General features: G+C 44.2%; 17 protein-coding genes. 15 read left to right on the top strand and 2 right to left on the bottom strand.

Annotation, left to right across the window (positions count from 1 at the left end):
• Positions 1-22: 22 nt before the first annotated feature.
• The 3 genes from C170_RS24530 to C170_RS24515 all read left to right on the top strand — a co-directional run bounded on the left by C170_RS24530 (position 23) and on the right by C170_RS24515 (position 5622).
• Complete coding sequence (locus C170_RS24530; protein WP_051447377.1) at positions 23-799, top strand: DUF3298 and DUF4163 domain-containing protein; 777 nt, start codon at positions 23-25, stop codon at positions 797-799.
• Between the two features lie 595 nt (positions 800-1394).
• Positions 1395-2834 carry a polysaccharide deacetylase family protein gene (locus C170_RS24525; RefSeq protein ID WP_036615114.1) on the top strand — a complete coding sequence of 480 codons (1440 nt, stop codon included), beginning with the start codon at positions 1395-1397 and terminating at the stop codon, positions 2832-2834.
• Between the two features lie 763 nt (positions 2835-3597).
• Entirely contained in the window at positions 3598-5622 is a 2025-nt protein-coding gene (locus tag C170_RS24515) for a copper amine oxidase N-terminal domain-containing protein (protein ID WP_051447376.1), read from the top strand.
• A 131-nt stretch (positions 5623-5753) separates the two neighbouring features.
• Here C170_RS24515 and C170_RS24510 read toward each other — a convergent pair whose 3' ends face one another.
• Complete coding sequence (locus C170_RS24510; protein WP_017687204.1) at positions 5754-6056, bottom strand: hypothetical protein; 303 nt, start codon at positions 6054-6056, stop codon at positions 5754-5756.
• Between the two features lie 351 nt (positions 6057-6407).
• Here C170_RS24510 and C170_RS24505 point away from each other — a divergent pair, with 351 nt between their 5' ends.
• From C170_RS24505 to holA, 3 genes are all read left to right on the top strand, one after another.
• A complete protein-coding gene (locus C170_RS24505) occupies positions 6408-6956 on the top strand; it encodes an RNA polymerase sigma factor (RefSeq protein WP_017687205.1) in 549 nt (182 codons plus the stop codon).
• Positions 6953-8236, top strand: coding sequence for an anti-sigma factor family protein (locus C170_RS24500; protein WP_036615109.1), 1284 nt, complete (start codon positions 6953-6955; stop codon positions 8234-8236). Before C170_RS24505 ends, C170_RS24500 begins: the two co-directional genes overlap by 4 nt.
• A 256-nt stretch (positions 8237-8492) precedes the next feature.
• Entirely contained in the window at positions 8493-9509 is a 1017-nt protein-coding gene (holA, locus tag C170_RS24495; protein WP_036615106.1) for a DNA polymerase III subunit delta, read from the top strand.
• A 188-nt stretch (positions 9510-9697) separates the two neighbouring features.
• On the opposite strand, the gene rpsT is transcribed toward holA, so the two are convergent.
• A complete protein-coding gene (gene rpsT, locus C170_RS24490; protein WP_024628504.1) occupies positions 9698-9970 on the bottom strand; it encodes a 30S ribosomal protein S20 in 273 nt (90 codons plus the stop codon).
• 175 nt (positions 9971-10145) lie between these two features.
• Between rpsT and gpr the strand changes: the two genes are divergently transcribed.
• The 9 genes from gpr to dnaK all read left to right on the top strand — a co-directional run bounded on the left by gpr (position 10146) and on the right by dnaK (position 20863).
• Positions 10146-11147: a GPR endopeptidase gene (gene gpr, locus C170_RS24485; protein ID WP_036615103.1), complete on the top strand. Its 1002-nt coding sequence runs from the start codon at positions 10146-10148 to the stop codon at positions 11145-11147.
• Between the two features lie 146 nt (positions 11148-11293).
• Positions 11294-12589, top strand: coding sequence for a stage II sporulation protein P (locus C170_RS24480; RefSeq protein ID WP_036615100.1), 1296 nt, complete (start codon positions 11294-11296; stop codon positions 12587-12589).
• Between the two features lie 54 nt (positions 12590-12643).
• Positions 12644-13003, top strand: a complete 360-nt coding sequence (locus tag C170_RS24475) for a hypothetical protein (RefSeq protein WP_036615099.1) — start codon at positions 12644-12646, stop codon at positions 13001-13003.
• 145 nt (positions 13004-13148) lie between these two features.
• Complete coding sequence (lepA, locus tag C170_RS24470; RefSeq protein WP_036615097.1) at positions 13149-14963, top strand: translation elongation factor 4; 1815 nt, start codon at positions 13149-13151, stop codon at positions 14961-14963.
• A gap of 223 nt (positions 14964-15186) precedes the next feature.
• Complete coding sequence (gene hemW, locus C170_RS24465) at positions 15187-16371, top strand: radical SAM family heme chaperone HemW (protein WP_036615094.1); 1185 nt, start codon at positions 15187-15189, stop codon at positions 16369-16371.
• A gap of 118 nt (positions 16372-16489) precedes the next feature.
• Entirely contained in the window at positions 16490-16960 is a 471-nt protein-coding gene (locus C170_RS24460) for an N-acetyltransferase (protein WP_017687214.1), read from the top strand.
• Between the two features lie 254 nt (positions 16961-17214).
• Positions 17215-18246, top strand: coding sequence for a heat-inducible transcriptional repressor HrcA (hrcA, locus tag C170_RS24455; RefSeq protein WP_036615092.1), 1032 nt, complete (start codon positions 17215-17217; stop codon positions 18244-18246).
• Positions 18247-18290: 44 nt separating this feature from the next.
• Positions 18291-18854, top strand: coding sequence for a nucleotide exchange factor GrpE (grpE, locus tag C170_RS24450; protein ID WP_036615089.1), 564 nt, complete (start codon positions 18291-18293; stop codon positions 18852-18854).
• Positions 18855-19015: 161 nt separating this feature from the next.
• On the top strand, positions 19016-20863 hold the full coding sequence (gene dnaK, locus C170_RS24445; protein WP_036615087.1) for a molecular chaperone DnaK: 1848 nt from the start codon (positions 19016-19018) through the stop codon (positions 20861-20863).
• Positions 20864-20905 lie beyond the last annotated feature (42 nt).

Here is a 20905-nt window from a genome sequence, read left to right as displayed (position 1 = left end):
AAAGAGATGGAGGATGGAAGCTATGAAAAAGAAAACGATAAAATACATGAAGATGGGGGCCATGGGCTGTGTAGCCATGCTCGGCGTCGGCGCAGCGAGCTTATCTGCATATGCGCTGGCCTCGGCACCTGTTTCAGCGAACGTAACTGTCAGCTCTAAGGTACAAGCAACCGTCCCTTCGGCTACAGGTGTAAAAATCGTGGAGAAGGTACTGAGCACAACAAGCAAGAACCTTATTGTGAACATCAAGGTACCGCAGCTGGACGGCATGCTGGACACCAGATACCAGAATGAACTGAATGGCATCCTTTTATCCCGTGCGCAAAAGGATCTTGCTCAGTGGGAGAAGGATGCCGCAAAAACGGCCAAAAAGGCAAAAGTAAATCACCAGAAGTTCCACCCCTATGAATTTTACGTCAGCTATAAGCTAAAGTCGGACGGAACTGGAAACCCGGCAGGAGTAGTTTCGCTTGAAGTAATCACGGAAGGTTACAGGGGCGGAACAAGCATGCCCCGGATCGATACCTACAACTTGAAAAATGCCTCTGCGGCTCAGCGCGTGACACTGGAGGATCTCCTCGGTTCTAACTATAAAGAAAAGCTTGATGCAGATATTCTTGCGCAAATGAGAAAGGATCCCGATCAATACTTCCTGGAAGAATTCAAAGGGACGTTCACGGAACAGTCGTTTTATATTGAAAAAGGCGAACTGGTTATCGTCTTCCCAAAATACAGTATCGCGCCGGGATATGTGGGTTCACCGGAGTTCCGTTTCAATTTGAAGAATGCCAGCCTCTGAGGCAAAGGCGAATGATATGAAGCCAGAAATCGCAGTAAAATTGGATCTGAAAAAGGTGGCAGCTTGCTTCTTCTCGAAAATGGCTCCCAAAGCGCTCGGCGCAGCCACTTCGATTCATAAAAATCAGTTTTCCGCGCAATCCAATTTGTGTCCGACATTTTAAATGTACAAGTACAACATTAATTCAAGTCTTATGCTGGAAACATGACGATTATTCTGAATGTGGCATCCCGAAGACTCTCTTCTTACGGGATGCTTTTTTTAGTTCTAAAGGTAGAAGTTCCATGAAAATGTTTTGTTCTCTTCATTGATTAAATTAATTGGAGAAAACTTTTTTCACAAGCTCGGCGTCCTGCCTATGAGCGACAAATCAAAAAGGATAGGGACGAAAGCAAAATGCACGACAACATGAATCATTTCGGAAGTTTAATCCGGAACTTTGCACCGGTACGAGGCGATGGTAAACGTTATATACCAGGATTTGATGGCTTAAGGGCATTATCCGTCATGGCTGTCATGGCCTACCATCGCCGGAAGAAATGATAGACAATGACTTGCATTTTTATGACTAGAATAAAGATAAGGATGATTTGAAATGAACAAAAGGAAGAAAACACGGTGGCCCGTTTGGCTGGTTGGATTTATTGTATTAGCTGGCGGGATTCTAGGAATCAATCTAATGGTGCAAAATGTTCTAGCTGGAAACCACAGCGTTACAGAGAACGTTGAAGTGTCGCCCAGTGCATACCCAGGCTTAAATATCGAAACAAGGACGAAGAAAACGAAGCATTATATACTGTCGATTAGCAACGTTCTCACAAACAACAAGGAGATTAATACTCCTATTCAGACGTGGGTCAATGATCAGGAAAAGAAATTCTTAACCCAGGTTAAAACCGGTACAAAAACGCTTCAAGGCGATCATCGTGCTGAATTGAATATTACAGTAGATACGAATAAAATTAATGACCATTTATATAGTTTAGTGTTCACTTCCTATCAAATCACCACAGGCGGTGCTAATGGACAATCGATAATAAAATCTTTTAATATCGACACAGCTGAAAATAAAATATTGAATTTATCTGATATCATGACTTATGACAAAGCAACTGTTAACCATATTATGTCCATCGTGAAGGAAGAATTGAAGAAACAGAAAAACGTTCACTCTTATGTATTCGAAGCAGAACTTCAAAAATCTATAAAAAATCCATCTGGATGGAAATGGTCCATAGGTAACGGAGTCTTTACTTTATACTTTAATAAATACGAGATCGCTGCTGGTGCAGCCGGAACGGTCCAAGTGAACATTCCACTGAAATCCTTGCATTCCTACTTGAAGAAGGACCTTACTAAAAAATGGAATATTACTTATGAAAATAACGATGAACCAAAAGGGAAGAGGCCAACTCAGCCTCCGCTTGATCCTAAAGGGAAATATGTGGCTCTTACCTTTGATGATGGGCCTCACCCAAAGGTGACACCTAGAGTTCTAAAGACTTTGAAGGAGTACAACACGAAGGCTACTTTCTTCATGCTGGGCGTACAAGTAGAGTATTATCCTGATATGGCTAAAAAGGTTGCTAAGGCCGGCCACGAGATCGGCAATCACTCCAAGAGTCATCCGAATCTTGCGAATATGAGCCTGAGTGAGGTGCGCAAACAAATCATAGAATCATCGCACCGAATCAAAGATGCGACTGGAGAAAAACCAACCCTATTCCGTCCGCCTTATGGTGCTATGAATGAATCAGTCAAAAAAGTCACCAAAGAACAGAAAACACCCATTATTTTATGGTCTGTGGATTCGCTGGATTGGAAAAGCCGGAACGCCCAAGCTGTAAATAAAGAGGTTGCTAAAAACATCAGATCAGGTTCGATTGTACTTATGCATGATATTCACGCTTCTACAGCTGATGCACTGCCCCACATGCTTAAATCACTAAAAAAGCAAGGCTACCAATTCGTAACGGTGTCTCAGTTGTTGTCCTTGAATAAATCCACAGGAAATGGCCCTTATTATAATCAATAAGTTCATCACACAAAAGAGGTACAAACCTTCGTTTTTCTAAGGTTTGTACCTTTTCTATAAGAATTTGGATTTGAAATAATTCCTTGCTGTTCCGATTTCTCCATAGTTCCTTATATTCAGATACGGATGTAAGAGTTTTTCTAACGAACATTTTGTCCATAAGCTGCTTCACTCGCTAGCGACAGATGGTTCCAGCGTTATAATATTTTAGTTATGCAGTCATCTTTTTTTCGACTTTTCGTACTAGAAGTAAGTAATACTTCATGAAGTGTAAGGACATCTAGACTATCACTTAGGATAGTTGACTAAAAATCAGTTACTCTCTTGCCTTTGATATGCCAACTATCAAGCTAATTATAGTTGCGCTGAACAAGTTGAGTATGTGATCAATTTGATCCCAACTTTTATGCCCTATTATCATATTAAATGCAATGAATAACACACTACTGAGTAGAAAAAATCCCAGGAAGTATTTGAAAAATATTATTAGATTCATTTAATCTCCCGCATATCCATTTATAGTTTTGTTACGGTTGCACGCTCTATTTAGTTTGTAATATGTTTTCTATTTTAGATTATTAAATGCAATCATTTGTATTTGTTTTGTTGAAGTTATGTAAAAATATGGTTTTATTATTGTTAGGTGATTTTTGTTGCAGGATTATGGTTGTTTTTACCGAATAATAGTTAGGCCCACCTTAGAGGAGGGATAGAGATACTTAGGGATCGTAGCACTATACATAATAATGAGGGGATCAAGAAAATGGAACTTGTAGAAATGTCGCAAAGTAAAAAGAACAGAAATGCAACTCAGAAGTTTAGAGTGAAATGGATTAGAAAAGCGATAGCCCTATGCATTGGACTTTTAGTTATCGGTTTGATCGTAGGACAGTCCTCCGCTTTTGCATCATCTGGATCGGGTAATTCCATCACTTCAGTTCTTGACCGAAATGACTATTTGCTGGACGATGGTACACTTTGGTCTAAAGGGATCACAAGTGGAGTATGGACACAAAATCGAAAACTGATTGGTATTTCAAAATCAGAAGACCATTCCATCTTTGGGTGGACTGCCGATGGCCAAGTGATTCGGTGGAATAAGGACAATGCGCATAAACCAGTAACGAAACAATTCAATGGCGTTGTGAAAGTTTATGGCCATGGATGGGTTCAGCTTCAGGATGGAAACCTTTATAATTTTGATGATCAGGCTAAGGTTTTGGAATCGATTATCGATGCGGATTCTTATTGGAGTAGTACTGGAAGCGATTCTTCTTATAGCGCATTATCTTCATCGGGAGATATATATTATGACAAATACAACAAAATACGTAAAGCTGGAAATGTACCTGATGGTAAAGCAATTGCAACGAATGGTGTTTACGCAGCAGTGTTAAAAGATGATGGCTCGGTAGTGATCGTAAGTATGCTGTATGAGGATGACTACATCACGGTTGCGAATAATGTGCAATCTTTGATTTGGTGGGGGAGTACGCATAAGCTGCTCACGGTGAAACAGGATGGAAGCGTCTGGAGCTACGATCGAACTGCCAAATATAAGGGCGAGCAACTGCCTGGTTTAAGTAACGTATCGCGGATGGTGTATGCGCCTAATCTGGATGAGCTATATGCACAGTTACAAGATGGATCATGGGCTACATATGATAATGGAAAGTTAACTCCTCTATCAGCTCCCGCGTTAAATCAAGTGACACTTACGGCATCTTCCAAGGAAGCTAATATTGGGGATACGATCACGCTTGCAGTTCAGGAGAATTATAGTAATGGTTTCAAAAACAAGCGTGCGCCATTGCCTGAAGAAATTATAGTGGAGCAGCCCCGAGTTGCACAAATTCAGGCAGGAGGCAAACTGAAGGTTACGGGCATGGGAACAACCAAAGTGACTTTGAAGATAGGTGATTTTGCCTCAAGTCTTCAACTGAACGTTGATTCACAGCAAAAGTTAACAGGCGCCACATTGTTGGATGGAAATGTATACTTGCCAGTACAGTCGGTGTTCAAAACTTTGGGAGCCAAAATTGATGTGAAGGGTTCATCTTTTGAAATTCAATTTGGAGATGACAGTATTGTTTTGCAAAAAGGGAGTGCTGTTGCGCGATTAAACAACAAAGAGCTGAAGTTGAAAGGGAAAGTACAAACCATTGGAGGGCAAACTGTATTTCCTGCGGACTTGTTAAGACAGGCTGCGGGTATTCAGGTTCGATGGGATGCTGAGCTAAAGCAGGCCAAGGTGCTGGTTGGAAATTCTTCTATTCTGGTGGAATCGAAGGATACACTTGCACTGATCAAGAAAAAAGAGTTGGGGAATCTTGCTCGCTTCATTGGCAAGTCCTACTGGATCAACAGTGATACGAGTTTAGGGCAACGTTTCAGTAAAGTGACCATATCAGATATCAAAATTGAAAAGATTAAATACGGTGATCGAAGTTACTCTATTATCTTCCGTAATGCAAAAGGAAAAACCGTTTCTGCCTACGCAGGAGGTGCACCTTCCAGTGTGACGGAGATGCTTGCCGATTCCAACCAATTCTTCTCTTCTGATCCGTATAAGAAATACAATTGGTCCAAGTCCACTTGGAATAAAATCATTGCTGGAGAAGTAGCTTTAGGAATGAACATAACTCAGGTGCGCCTTGCTTGGGGAGATCCATCGAGCATTACGTATGAAACGAGTTCAAAAGGCAAAATCGAGGTTTGGGTGTATGCCAGCTCCGCAGGCATAAGAGCTTTAGGGTTTCTCAATGGCAAACTGATGGCGATTTACTGATGAATATACCAATTAATCATATCATTTGATTGCAAGTCACAGTACAAAAAAAGCCCGCTTTCCGTTACACCCCAGGAGGGAGAATATCGGAAAACGGGCCATTTTTTCAAAATGTAGAAGAAATATAAGAACTACTCTACGCCATCCTTAAAGTGTTTGCTCCAGTGTTTGTCGCCCTTGTGCAACAGATCTTCTACCGTTTTCTCAAGAGTCATCAATAGCTGTGCTCTGACATCCAGTACGGTTTCTCTGTACAAGCGTTCTTCCGATCCAACGATTTTATCGCCGTATAATGCCTGTGCAGCTACGTACTTCCGATGTTCCTCGACCAGAGTATCAATGGACTCCAATGCATGTTCAACAAAGTGGGAAATACTTTGATATTCTTTGGGCATTTGTTCTTTTAAAGCTTGAATTTTCGCAAGAGCTGGCATGCTCATCACCTCGTGTTTATGAATGTAAATTTACAATACACTATTTTCATGAAAATTGCATTAAAATCAGCTTAAATTTGGACAAATTTCGACTTTTTTTATTTTAGGAACCAAAAAAGTGCTTATCTATAATGTATGCCATTGCATTTGAATTGAGTCGTGTAAGTAATGGAATCACTTTTGGATACGTTTGGTGACTCGTTATGCAATTTCTGTTATTCTAAGAGAAGATTTCAGCGGCCCTAATACATACGCCGTTATTTTGTTATGGCAAATTAAAAAAATACTTAACTTTGCAACAATTTTATTGATGATCACGTCTGTAAGGTTGCAGGGAGAGGGGGATCCTTTGTGGTAGAGCCGGAACTCATCAGAGCCGCTCAATCGGGCGATCGCGACGCTCTAATTACCCTATTGCGGGAGATTGAACAACATGTCTATCGGACCGCATATTACATTCTAAATAATGAACAGGACGCTTTGGATGCTGCTCAGGAAGCGTTGATCCGAATTTACACCAAAATCAATTCATACGAAGAAAAGGCCCAATTCAAAACATGGGTACAACGCATCGTCACGAACATCTGTATTGATAAATTCAGAAGAACCAAACCGTCCGTCTCCATTGACGAACATGACATGGTTTTTCAGGATAATCAGGATGTGGAGTACGAGGTCATGTCTACATATGTGGCCCAGGACATTCAGGATGCGATCAACAAGCTTCCCGAGCATCATCGTACCGTTATTGTTCTAAGATATTTGCAGGACTTATCCTACAATGAAATTGCGGATTGTCTCGATCTTCCGTTGAATACGGTGAAATCTTATTTATTTAGAGCCAGGCAGCAATTACAGAATCTACTACAGGAATATCAGAAAGGTGGTGTGACAGGATGAAATGCGAAGAGGTGGTGGAATGGATGCACCGCTATCTGGATCATGATCTGGGCGAGGCGGAAACCGCGCAGATGCTACAGCATGTGGCAAAGTGTCCGGAGTGCGCCGAGAATTTTAGTTTACTCAGAGCTCTTTCCAGAGAACTGGAAGAATTGCCGCAAGTAAGCCCGAAATTTAGTCTGGTTGATGCGATAATGCCACAGCTTGATGCCATTGACGAAGCGCGGAAGGAACAAAGTAGCACCATACAGGAAATGAATCCTGTCCCCGCTACATTTGAGAATTTACAACGTTCAAGTGAGCGGAAAACGAAGCAAAAATGGCTTAACTCGATGGCAGGACGTATGTCCATGGGTGCAGCGGCTGCGGCAGTTATATTGGGATTCGCCATCTGGGGAAATCCGCCTGAACAGATTGAGAATGCCGATTCCATGCTGATGAGCTCTGGAGCTTCTCAAGAGAGCGGCAATTTGGATGAGAATTCATTAAGCAAGAATATTGAAAATTATGATCCTGCCACTTCGTCCCAACCAAGTAGCAACGATGTGTTTGTGGGTCAATCGAATGATTCACCAACTAAACCAGATAACCAAGACGTAGAAACAATGCCTGAAGAGAACGGTGGAGATGAGGTACAGGAGCCTGAAGTTCAGTCAGATCCGACACCTAAACAACCGGCTACTGAATCAACGCCTGCTCCGAATAAAGGACCGCAGGATAATTCGTCCAGAACTCCTTCGACCGATAATCAGAAGAATCCGGCTCAGAACCAAGATTCTGAGCAGAGAATTCAGGGATCAGGAGATTCTCCTAAATCTTCTGCAGATGGGGAAGAGAATGGAGAAACAGAAACAGAAAATGGAGATGCGCAATCCTTCACTTCTCAGGATACAACACCTAATATGACTGAAGATGTTCCGGTTGAAGGTAACACTGTACTTGATTCCAGTGCAGGTGCAGACGCTTCTGGAGGAAACAAAGGAGTCGCAGCAGGACCGGATCAGGGAATGGCTACAACAGTAGCACCAAAAGAATGGAAGTCACCTGACGGTTCCTATGTAGTTATGCTTATTGGTGATCAAATCAGCATATACTCCAAACCTGTGAGCGAACCGGATGTTCTAAATTTGGTTGAACAACGCAGCATAGAGGGGACACTGAAGTCAGCGAGTTGGTCGAAGGATGGTACCCTTTTTAATTACGAAACGGACAAGGACGGAACAACGGCGAAGAACTCGTTTAATGTACCTGCTGTTTCAGGGGGAGCTCCTGCGAAATAATTAAAAATGGGGAGTGCGCTCCTCTAAACGAAAGAACATTTTCAGTATGACAAGCATATAGTGGAAGTAACAAAACGTCCTATCTCAGTTCAAACAACTGACGTCGTATGACCGCGCACCGGCTTTTTCTAGAACTGCTGGTGTCAGCGTTTATATAGATGTAGGACAGGGGACCTTCATCCATAACTGGATGTAAGGTCCCTTTGTTGTCTTGCGTTTTTTCTGGTAGGATAAGAGGGATAAGGAGGCGCCGTGAATGGATGTAAAAAGTGCAACAAAGGCAATACGTAATGGAGAAACGGCACCGATCTATGTGCTGTACGGAACGGAGAAGTACCAGATACAGCAATTTACGGATATGTTAAAAGAACAGGTTATTGAAGAAGAACATCGTGATTTTGCGATTATTCCATATGATTTGTCTGAAACGGCTGTGGAGGTCGTTATTGAAGAAGCAGAGACCGTACCTTTTCTGGTTCCACGCAAATTAATTATTGTAAGGGATGCGAGCCTGTTTACCGCAGGTAAAGAATCCAAGATTGAACATCAGGTTAATCGTCTGCTTACATATATGGAAAATCCGGCAGATTACAGTACGATTGTTTTCCTGGCCCAAGGGGATAAGCTGGATGAGCGTAAGAAACTGGTGAAAGCTGTCAAGAAACAGGCAGTAGTTCTTGCTTTTGCTCCACTCAGTGGAGAAGAGTTATTGAATTGGATAGTGAAACTTGCGAAGCAGCGGGATGTTTCCTTGGAGACGGGAGCGGCGGAAACGTTGATCAGCTATGCAGGAACGGGTCTTCAGACCCTGTCTGCTGAAGTAGATAAGTTATGTTTGTTTGCGGGTAATGGGGGGACAATCAAACGTGCTGATATCGAGTCACTGGTTGCCCGTAGTACAGAGCAGAATGTATTTTCACTGGTGGAGGAACTTGCTAATTTGCGACTGGAGAAAGCGTTGGCTCTTTTCTATGAGTTGTTGAAGCAGCGGGAAGAACCGATTAAAATTGCGGCTTTAATCGCACGCCAGTTTCGGATCATGATCCAGGTGAAAGAGTTGGGACAACAAAGTTACTCCCAGCAGCAGATTGCCAGTCAGCTTGGTTTGCATCCGTATGCTGTTAAGATTGCAGGTGAGCAAGCCCGTAAGTTTCAGCCGGAACGTCTGAGAATGATTTTGAGTCACCTCAGCGAACTGGATTACCAGATGAAAACAGGAGCGGTGGATAAAGTTCTTGGTCTGGAACTGTTCTTATTGAGACTTGGTGCATGAATGGATAAGTAAACGTAATAGATTACTAGTGTGAATAACAAACAAAGCGACCTTTGCTCCATGATAGTTAAATCATCTGAATAAAGGTCGCTTTATCTTTGTCTTATACTTATCGAATCAGATACTAAAAAATCCTGAAAGCCTATGCTGTTCAGGATTTTTCCATTGGATCGTATAAGTAACGCTTCTTACGCTTGTGCGGAAAGAGCGTTCAGTTTTTTCGCCAAGCGAGACTTTTTGCGTGCTGCAGCATTTTTATGAACCAGACCTTTAGTTACAGCCTTGTCCAGCTTTTTGGAAGCAGCTTGAATCGCAGCTTTTGCAGTATCAACTTCGTTACTTACCAGAGCAGCATCAGCAGCTTTAACAGCTGTACGGAGTGCAGACTTCTGGGAAGCGTTGAGTGCGCGGCGCTTGTCGCTCGTTTTTACGCGTTTAACAGCGGATTTGATGTTTGGCATTACATTCACCTCCTGTAAGGCATTTGCATGAATACAAACGTTTCACAACTTAAAATATTCTATCACGCTAGCATGTAAAATGCAACAGATATTCCTACGATGTTCGACATGCTGTATAAAGAAACCCTTTTTCCCACACAATATGCTCAAATGCGGTAAGGGAGGCAAGGACAGAATGACACTGGATTTGCAAAACTATACAGTTCGTACCGATTTGGCGATCGACTCCAAGGAAATGGCGCAAGGTGGACAGAAACAGACGATTCCCGGACTACAGGAAGATGTAGAGAAAAAAGAGGGCATTACGATTACACGTATTGATGTCCTGACTGAAGAAGCAGCCACGGCTATTGGTCGGGTGAAAGGTCATTATGTCACTTTGGAAGTACCTTCACTACGGAATGGTGATACCGAGTTACAGGAGCGAGTTGCTGCCGAGTTCACCCGTGAAATGGAAGATTTTATGGTTAAGGCCGGAATTAACAAAACATCCAAGGTCTTGATTGTTGGCTTGGGCAACTTAAATGTCACCCCGGATTCACTTGGTCCACTTGTTGTGGAAAATCTGATGGTGACGCGTCAGTATTTCGAATTGGTGCCAGATCAGGTTGCGCCAGGGTATCGGGAAGTCAGCGCGATTGCTCCCGGCGTGTTAGGTACAACGGGCATTGAATCCAGTGACATCGTACAGGGGATTGTAGATCGGACCAAGCCGGATGCCATTATTGCGATTGATGCGCTGGCCTCCCGTTCCTTGGAACGTGTAAATACAACGATTCAGGTAGCGGACATTGGTATTCACCCGGGTTCCGGTATTGGAAACAAACGGCGTGGCCTGACTCGTGAAATATTAGGTGTGCCTTGCATCGCCATCGGAGTACCAACCGTATGTTATGCGTCCACCATTGTGAACAATGTGATTGAGATGATGCGCTCACACTTCCGCCAGGAAACGGATCAGACCAAACAGATCATGGGTATGCTGGACGACATCGGTGAGCAGGATCGCTTGAGTCTGGTGAAAGAGGTACTGGAACCACTGGGTCATGACCTCATTGTTACCCCAAAGGAAATCGATGAGTTTATTGAGGGAATTGCCAATGTTATTGCTACAGGACTTAACGCGGCACTCCATGATGCTGTGAATCCAGATAACGTAGCGGCCTATACACATTAAAACTTAAAACTGCTGAGAAGAAGGTCCGAATCTATCGGACTTTCTTTTTTTTGTTTTTGGAATCTTTCATTTTCCTGTTCTATCAATTTGGGCGGGCTCATAGAGTTGAAGTATAAGAGTTGTCCAGCAGGGAAGGAGACAGCAGAATGAACAAGATATTGGCCTGGAATATTGGGAAGTGGAAAAAAAGATGTCTGCACGTGCTGGCCATGGGCCGTACGTTGTTGTTGCTTATGATCATATCTGCCTTGTTTTTTGTCGTACTGGGTCTGGGGGGGATGGCAGAGAAACGCTTGAATAATTCACCCGTTTCTTCCATGAAAGGATTTGCGAGTGCCGTATCAAGCCGTTTTTTCGTCGATATGCTCGGTATGGAGATGCCTCATCTCACCCAGAAGGAACAGACCTCTGCTATATCCGGTGAAAACCTCACCTCATTTGTTTTCCAATTACTAACGAATGTAAATCCTCAAGATCCGAAGAGCTTGATTGCGAGAGAAATGCCGGGCATGGGTTCCAACCAACCTGTTCTGCTCCGCCCTGGATCTGGTAACGAAAAAGCAGAGGCTCCCGAAGATTATCAGCCCGGTCCTGGTCTTACGGATACGGCTTCCGCAGGTGGAGGAAAACCCGGTAGTGAGCTGCATATTCCACCAGGCCAGGACAATACGGACCCACCTGAGTCGAGTGAGCCTGGAGATGGAGAAGGTAAAGAAGATCCCCCAGCGAAGAATGGTGAGAAAGACAATTCAGGCTCACCGACAACAGGCCAAAAGTCAATTCTTATCTATCATTCCCATCCACGGGAAGGCTACAACCCACTGCTAGGTACGAAAAGTGATAATCCATCATCAGGCAAATCAACAGGCAATGTATTTCAAGTGGGAACCTACCTCTCAGACAGTCTGGAGAAGCTGGGAATCGGCGTAGAACACGCCAAGGATGATTACCCCACTAAAGTAAAGGACTATAACTGGAACTATTCTTATAAATACTCCCGTCAAACGGTAAAAGCGGCACTCGCTCAAAATGATGATCTGACATATCTCATAGACATTCATCGCGATTCACAGCGTCATGGCAAAACAACAACCACTATTAATGACTTGGGCTACGCCAAAGTGTATTTCATTATTGGGCATGAAAATCCAAATTGGCGGCAAAATGAAGCCTTTGCAGCGAAAATTCATAAGAAACTGGAAGCCAAGTATCCTGGGGTATCCCGTGGTGTGTGGGGCAAAGATGGTGGAGGAGCCAACAATGGAGAGTATAACCAAACCCTTTCACCCAACAGCATTTTGATTGAGATTGGCGGCATCGACAACACAGGAGCTGAGCTCCAACGGACATCGAAGATTCTAGCAGACATGATTGCCCAAGTGTATTGGGAAGATCAGAAGGTGGACAAAGCCAGTGCAGAAACGTCATCACAGGGTGGATAGGGACTATATATGTATGAAGAACAAAATAGTAGAGAGTGACAGGAGGCAAAGCATATGTCCAGATTCGGTAAAAGACTGTTATCCATCGCTGTATTAATGTTGCTGGGTGTGCTGTTTGGAATGCAGCTGGCTGGCAGCAACTTTCACATGGGCAATCCATCAGGAGGCACGTCAACCGTTGTAACAACTGAGCCCACTTCATCGGTGACCGAATCTGTTCCGACTGCACCTGTCCAAAAGGAAATTAAAGAACCACCATTTGTACCTGTTCAGTCACCAAGCCAAGTGCTTGGGGCGGATCAAGATAAGGCTCCGGTTGATGTGTTGGCAGACAAAACGGCTGGACTACTGCAAAATCTCTCACATAGTGGAATCAAGTGGGTGGTCTCTCTTTTTAGCGGCGTTGCTGAATAAAATACCATAATTTTAAGGTACAATATAACCTCTGGGAGTGCATGATGACACTTTATTATAAAGTTGAGACATCACGGGATTGATGCACTGTGCTTCAACTGTTATAATGAAGTGATTGACACTAGGCTGTTTCTGGGGGTAAGGAATGACTGACATTCGGGCAAGACAACGTAAAATTCGTAACTTTTCTATTATTGCACATATAGATCACGGCAAATCAACACTTGCGGACCGGATCTTGGAGCACACAGGTGCGCTCACTTCACGTGAAATGCAGGAACAAGTTCTGGATAAAATGGACCTTGAACGTGAACGTGGAATAACGATCAAGCTACAAGCAGTAGCCTTGACTTACAAAGCGGATGATGGTGAAGAGTATTTATTGAATCTGATTGATACACCGGGACACGTAGACTTCACGTATGAAGTATCACGCAGTCTTGCTGCATGTGAAGGTGCTCTGCTGGTTGTGGATGCGGCTCAGGGAATTGAAGCCCAAACACTTGCCAATGTGTATCTGGCATTGGATAACAATCTTGAAATTTTACCGGTTATCAACAAAATTGACCTTCCGAGCGCTGATCCTGAACGGGTGAAGCAGGAAGTGGAAGATGTTATTGGTTTGGACACAAGTAATGCGGTTTTGGCTTCGGCCAAATCAGGAATCGGAATCAAAGAAATTTTGGAGCAAGTGGTGAAGAGTGTTCCGGCACCAACTGGTGATCCTGACCAGCCTTTGAAAGCGCTGATTTTTGACTCGCACTACGATCCGTACAAAGGTGTAATCGTATATGTGCGTGTTGTTGACGGCAAAATCAAATCCGGTTCCAAAATCAAAATGATGGCAACAGGAAAATCATTTGAAGTCATTGAAGTTGGAGCGTTCAAACCTCGTATGACCATCGTGGACGAGCTGAACGTCGGGGATGTTGGATTTATCGTTGCAGGTATCCGGCATGTTGGCGATACACAAGTCGGGGATACGGTAACGGATGCCAAAAATCCAACACCGGAACCATTGCCGGGTTATCGTAAAATTAACCCAATGGTGTATTGTGGTCTCTATCCGATCGAAACATCGGACTATGTTGATCTGCGTGAAGCGTTGGAGAAATTGCAGTTGAACGATGCGTCTCTGAGCTTTGAACCGGAAACATCCAGTGCACTCGGTTTTGGATTCCGTTGCGGATTCCTTGGACTGCTTCACATGGACGTAATTCAGGAGCGGATCGAGCGGGAGTTTAACATTCCGTTGATCACAACGGCACCAAGTGTAATCTATCACGTTACCTTAACGAATGGTGAAGTGATGAAAATCGACAACCCATCCAACTATCCTGAGGTGGGACGGATTGATTACGTCGAGGAACCATACGTCAAGGCAGATATTATCGTACCGAATGATTATGTAGGTACCATTATGGAGCTGTGTCAGACTAAACGCGGTGAATATGTAAATATGGAATATCTGGACACAACCCGGGTTACCATTACCTATGAGATTCCGTTGTCCGAGATTGTATATGACTTCTTCGACCAGTTGAAATCCGGTACCAAAGGATATGCATCCCTGGATTATGAGTTGTCCGGTTACCGTCAGTCCAATCTGGCGAAAATGGATATTGTACTCAATGGCGAACAGGTGGATGCTTTGTCCTTCATCGTTCACCGTGATCGTGCCTATAACCGCGGACGCATTGTCTGTGAGAAACTGCGCGAGCTGATTCCACGGCAAATGTTCGAGGTGCCAATTCAGGCATCTGTAGGTACCAAGGTCGTTGCTCGTGAGACGGTAAAAGCAATGCGTAAAAACGTACTTGCCAAGTGTTATGGTGGTGACATCTCGCGGAAACGGAAACTGCTTGAGAAGCAGAAGGAAGGTAAGAAGCGGATGAAGCAGGTTGGTAACGTTGAGGTGCCACAAGAGGCATTCATGGCGGTACTGAAAATTGATGACTAGGACGTTTGCTTGCAAACGTCACGTGAATCCTTTTGGTACATCAATAATTTGTGTATGAAAGGATAAACGATATTTTGTCTCGGGTACAACACAGATTGTGTGTATCGAAATTGAATTGTAGGACGTTTGCTTGCAAACATGGGTACAACACAGAATATTAAAATAACTAAGCTGAAAGGGAAGCCGGATGGCTTTCCTTTTTTCAAATAGAGGGGGACTTGCCATGACATTGGCAGCACACAGCCGGAAGACAGGTGCGCCCCAAGCGGTGTATCTTCACATTCCCTTTTGCACGAATAAATGTTTTTATTGCGACTTTAACTCCTACGTTCTGAAAGATCAGCCCGTGATGCAATATCTCGAAGCGCTGGAACGGGAGATGGAACATACAGTTAAGGCCAATCCACCGGGTGAGATCAAGACCATATTTGTAGGTGGGGGTACGCCAACAGCTCTGAAACCGGATGAGATGGCCGTATTTCTTCGTTCCGTGAAGACGTATTTCCCAAATTGGGCGGACGATATTGAATTTTCGATGGAAGCCAACCCGGGAACAACGGATGCGGAGAAACTCGCTGCGATGAAAGAAGGCGGCGTCAACCGCGTCAGTTTTGGCGTGCAGGCTTTTCAGAATGATCTGCTGACAGGCATTGGCCGTATTCATAATACGGATGATGTATATCGCAGTTTGGAGAATGCTCGAAAAGCAGGCTTGAATAACCTGTCCATTGACCTGATGTTTGGTTTGCCAAACCAGACTGTTGAAATGTTGAATGAGAGTATCGACAAAGCGCTGGAACTGGATCTGCCGCATTACTCCATCTACAGCCTGAAAGTGGAAGAGAATACACTTTTCCATACCCTGTATCAGAAGAACCAGTTACCACTTCCTCATGAAGATGATGAGCTGGAGATGTATCTTCTATTAATGAGACGTATGAAAGAAGCGGGCTATGGACAATACGAGATTAGTAACTTTGCCAAGCCGGGCTTTGAGAGTCGTCACAATATTACCTACTGGCGTAATGAGGACTACTATGGTCTGGGTGCAGGTGCGCATGGATATGTGGGCCGCGAACGGCATATGAATATTAAAGGTATAAATCCTTATGTTGAAGCTTCACGAGCAGGACTGCCTCGTCTGGATCATTTTGAGATTGCTCGCCCGGAAGCTATGGAAGATTATCTGATGGTTGGACTGAGAATGTTGGAGGGAGCTTCGGCCTCACGCTTTAGCGAACAGTTCGGAGAGTCCATGGAAGAAGTGTTTGCGAAGCCTTTGGGCAAAATGTTGAACGCAGGGTTGCTTGAGCGGACGGCAGACGGCTTCCGACTGAGCGAGAAGGGTATCCTGTTCGGAAATGACGTTTTTGCGGAGTTTATCGGGTCCATATCGCTGAATTCATAGCTTGAAATTCTATACGCTCTGTTGTATATTTATTCATATTGATTTTACAGAGCGTGTTAATTTAACAACTACGAAGTCAGCTTTCCTCTGGAAAGCTTGGTAATAGGAGGAGAGCAGGATGTCGGTAATATGCAGAAAAGCCGTGCCGGAAGATGTTGAACCACTGTATGAAATGATTAAGGGCTATGCAGAGCGTGGGATCATGCTTCCGCGATCACGGGAAATACTGCACCGACAGCTGGAGCACTTTGTTGTAGCCGAAGTTGATGGTGAAGTGGTGGGTTGCGGATCGCTTTGTCGTCTGGGGAATGATTTGGTGGAAGTCAGATCACTCGGTATCTCGGAAGGACACAAAGGGCTCGGTATTGGCTCCCGATTGCTGGACCGACTGGTAGAAGAAGCGGAGAAACAACAGATTCCTAAGGTTATGGCGTTGACATATGAAGTATCCTTCTTCCTCAAAAACGGTTTTGCCGTAGTGGAAAAAGAGATTTTCCCTGAGAAAGTATGGACCGACTGTGTTCATTGCAGCAAGCAGGATTGTTGCGATGAGATCGCGGTATTAAAAGAGCTTAACGTTTCAGCTTAACAACTGAATGGACTGCATGGATCGAGCCGAGTCTGCCTCTGCCCTACATGCAGTCCTTTTTTACTTCAAAGTATGTTCAATAAAGTTGTTAGGACTCGTCGACATTGGTCTATACTATAAATAGATGAGCCCACTCATCAAACTCACTTGACAATGTTCACGTCAGTTTGGTATTTTTGTATTACCGCTTAGCACTCATCTAACCGGAGTGCTAACGACATGGGACAGTACAGTCAGAAGGAGGGATACTCACCATGTTAACAGAGCGTCAACGAATGATTCTGAACGCTATAGTGGATGACTATATCCGTTCAGCTGAGCCCGTAGGGTCCCGGAGCATTTCCAAAAGGGGAGATGTTGGATACAGTCCGGCGACGATCCGTAATGAAATGGCGGACCTTGAAGATATGGGTTTCCTGGAACAGCCGCATACATCGGCAGGACGCATTCCTTCTCATAAAGGCTATCGATATTATGTCGATCATTTGGTCCCTTGGAATCAGGTGGAGCCTCAGGAGTTGGATGATCTCAAGTCGTTCTTCGCTGAAAAACTGAACGTCATGGAACAAGTTATTCAGCATGCATCCAATATTTTGTCACATATGACGAATTATACTTCGATCCTGCTTGGACCGGAAGTATTCCATACGTCCTTACGTCACTTCCAATTGCTTCCGCTGAACGAGAGTGAAGCTGTGGCAATCATCGTGACCAATACAGGTCAAGTGGAGAACAAGACGGTGCAGATTCCACCAGAAATCTCGGTAGCCGAGATGGAAAATGTGGTTCGCTTGTTAAATACCAAGCTTGTGGGCGTACCAATCTACAAATTGAAATCCCGTCTTTATACCGAACTTGGGCAAGAGATGGAACGGCATATTACACGTTACGAGGAAGTTATGCAGGTGCTGAACAGTGCATTTGACAATGAACATGATAATCGTCTTTTCCTCAGTGGTGCCACCAATATGTTGACTCAACCGGAGTTTAAAGATATCGAAAAGGTAAAAGATATTCTTGACCTGCTGGAAGAGACACCAACACTCATGAAATTGATGATGCCCGTGCCAGGTGGATCTGGTATTCAAGTGCGAATCGGCACTGAAAATGATCATGAAGCCTTTGCCAACTGCAGCCTGATTACAGCCTCCTATTCATTGGACGGTGAGGCTTTGGGTTCGATCGGTATTCTAGGACCCACGCGGATGGATTATGCACGTGTCATTCATATTCTAAATACACTATCCCGTGACTTGACGGCGATGCTGACACATCGTTTCAAATAAGATTCGGGAATGAACCATTTCATTCGTATAAGGAGGTGAACATCTTGAAAGAGGAGCAATCATTTACAGAAGAACAAGAGGTAACAGCAACTGAGCAGGGGCCTATTAATGAAGCTGGCGCTGCAGAAGCACAAGCTGAAGAGATGGCTGGTCAGGAGCAGGATGAGCTTGCACGTCTGAAGGCAGAAGCTGAGGAGCAACAACAGCGTTATGTCCGTGCACAGGCTGATTTTGATAACTTCCGTCGTCGTACGCAGAAGGAAAAAGAAGAATTGGCTAAATACGCTTCGATGAAGCTGGTCACCGAACTGGTACCGGTTATTGATAACTTCGAGCGCGCCATGGCTACTGTACCGGAAGGAGCAGAGGTCGAATCTTTCTCCAAGGGCATCCAAATGATTTTCCGTCAATTGGAAACCGTGATGAATAATGAAGGTCTGACGGCTATGGAATCGGTAGGACAACCGTTCAATCCTGAATTCCACCAAGCAATTATGCAAGTGGAGAGCGACGAGTACGAAGAAGGTATCGTTGTTGAGGAAGTCCAAAAAGGCTACATGCTGAAAGATAAAGTGCTTCGTCCAGCTATGGTTAAAGTCAGCTCATAAATTCCTTATAGGAAGGAATGAGTCGGCTCCATGGTTGAACAATGTGGGCGAAGTTTAATATAAAGGTTTGTACACATAGAGCACGATTAGCAACATGAACATCTAAATAAGGGTCAGATCAGACCCATTCATTTTAAATTGTTGAGGGAGGAAATTTTCGGATGAGCAAAGTAATTGGTATTGACTTAGGAACAACAAACTCATGCGTAGCAGTAATGGAAGGCGGCGAGGCTGTCGTAATTCCAAATCCGGAGGGCGCACGTACAACTCCATCCGTAGTTGGTTTCAAAAAGGATGGAGAGCGCGTTGTTGGTGAAACAGCAAAACGTCAAGCCATCACCAATCCGGATCGTACCATCATGTCGATCAAACGTCACATGGGTACTTCCCACAAGGAAACAATCGATAGCAAAGACTACTCCGCACAAGAGATCTCTGCAATCATTCTGCAAAAATTGAAATCCGATGCTGAAGCTTATCTGGGTCAAACGGTAACTCAAGCAGTTATCACTGTACCAGCTTACTTCAATGACAGTCAGCGCCAGGCGACTAAAGATGCGGGTAAAATTGCAGGTTTGGAAGTTCTGCGTATCGTCAACGAGCCAACAGCAGCAGCTTTGGCATACGGTATGGAGAAATCCGAAGACCAAACGATCCTCGTATATGACCTGGGTGGCGGTACGTTCGACGTATCCATTCTTGAACTGGGTGATGGCTTCTTCGAAGTTAAAGCAACTAGCGGGGACAACAAACTAGGCGGGGATGACTTTGACCAAGTGATCATTGATTACCTCGTAAGTGAATTCAAAAAAGATCAAGGCATTGACTTGAGTAAAGATAAAGCAGCGGTTCAACGTTTGAAAGATGCAGCGGAAAAAGCGAAAAAAGAACTTTCCGGCGTATTGACTACAACGATCTCCTTGCCGTTCATCACAGTTGCTGATGGCGTTCCTCAGCATTTGGAGTTGAACCTGAGCCGTGCGAAATTTGAAGAAATCTCTGAAGGTCTGGTTGAGCGTACGCTTGAACCAACTCGTCGTGCATTGAGTGATGCGGGTATGACGCCTAACGATATCGACAAGATTGTATTGGTTGGTGGTTCGACACGTATTCCAGCAGTACAAGAAGCAATCAAAAAACTGACGGGTAAAGAGCCACACAAAGGCGTTAACCCGGATGAAGTTGTAGCTTTGGGTGCTGCTGTACAAGCGGGCGTACTGACAGGTGACGTTAAAGACGTTGTATTGCTCGACGTAACGCCATTGTCCCTGGGTATCGAAACAGCGGGTGGCGTATTCACTAAAATGATCGAGCGTAACACTACGATCCCTACAAGCAAATCTCAAGTGTTCTCCACGTATGCAGACAATCAACCAAGCGTTGAGATTCATGTTCTGCAAGGTGAGCGTGAGATGGCAGCGGGTAACAAATCGCTTGGACGTTTCATGTTGGGTGATATTCCACCAGCTCCACGTGGCGTTCCACAGATCGAAGTTAGCTTCGATATTGATGCCAACGGTATCGTTAACGTATCTGCAACAGATAAAGGTACGAACAAAACTCAAAAAATCACAATCACTTCTTCCAGCGGTTTGAGCGATGCTGAAGTTGAGCAAATGATGAAAGATGCTGAGTTGCATGCTGAAGAAGATAAAAAACGCAGAGAACTCGTTGAAGCGAAAAACAGTGCAGATCAATTGATCTACTCTGTTGACAAAACGATCAAAGATCTTGGCGAAAAAGCAGATGCTGGCGAAGTTGAAAAAGCAAATGCTGCCAAAGAAAAACTGCAAGGCGTTCTGGCTTCCGACAACCTGGAAGATATCAAAGCTGCTACAGAAGAACTGACAGAGATCGTTCAACAACTGTCTGTGAAACTGTATGAGCAAGCTCAGGCGCAAGAGCAAGAAGCACAAGGTGCTGAAGAGCAACAACAAGGTTCTGCTAAACGTGACAACGTCGTAGACGCTGATTACGAAGTTGTGGATGAAGATAAAAAACAAAACTAATTCGTAGTTCTACGCGAATTAAACATCGGTGACGTTCGAATT

The sequence above is a fragment of the Paenibacillus sp. FSL H7-689 genome, from assembly GCF_000517905.1.
Lineage (GTDB): Bacteria > Bacillota > Bacilli > Paenibacillales > Paenibacillaceae > Paenibacillus > Paenibacillus amylolyticus.
This window is presented reverse-complemented; position numbering and strand designations above follow the sequence as displayed.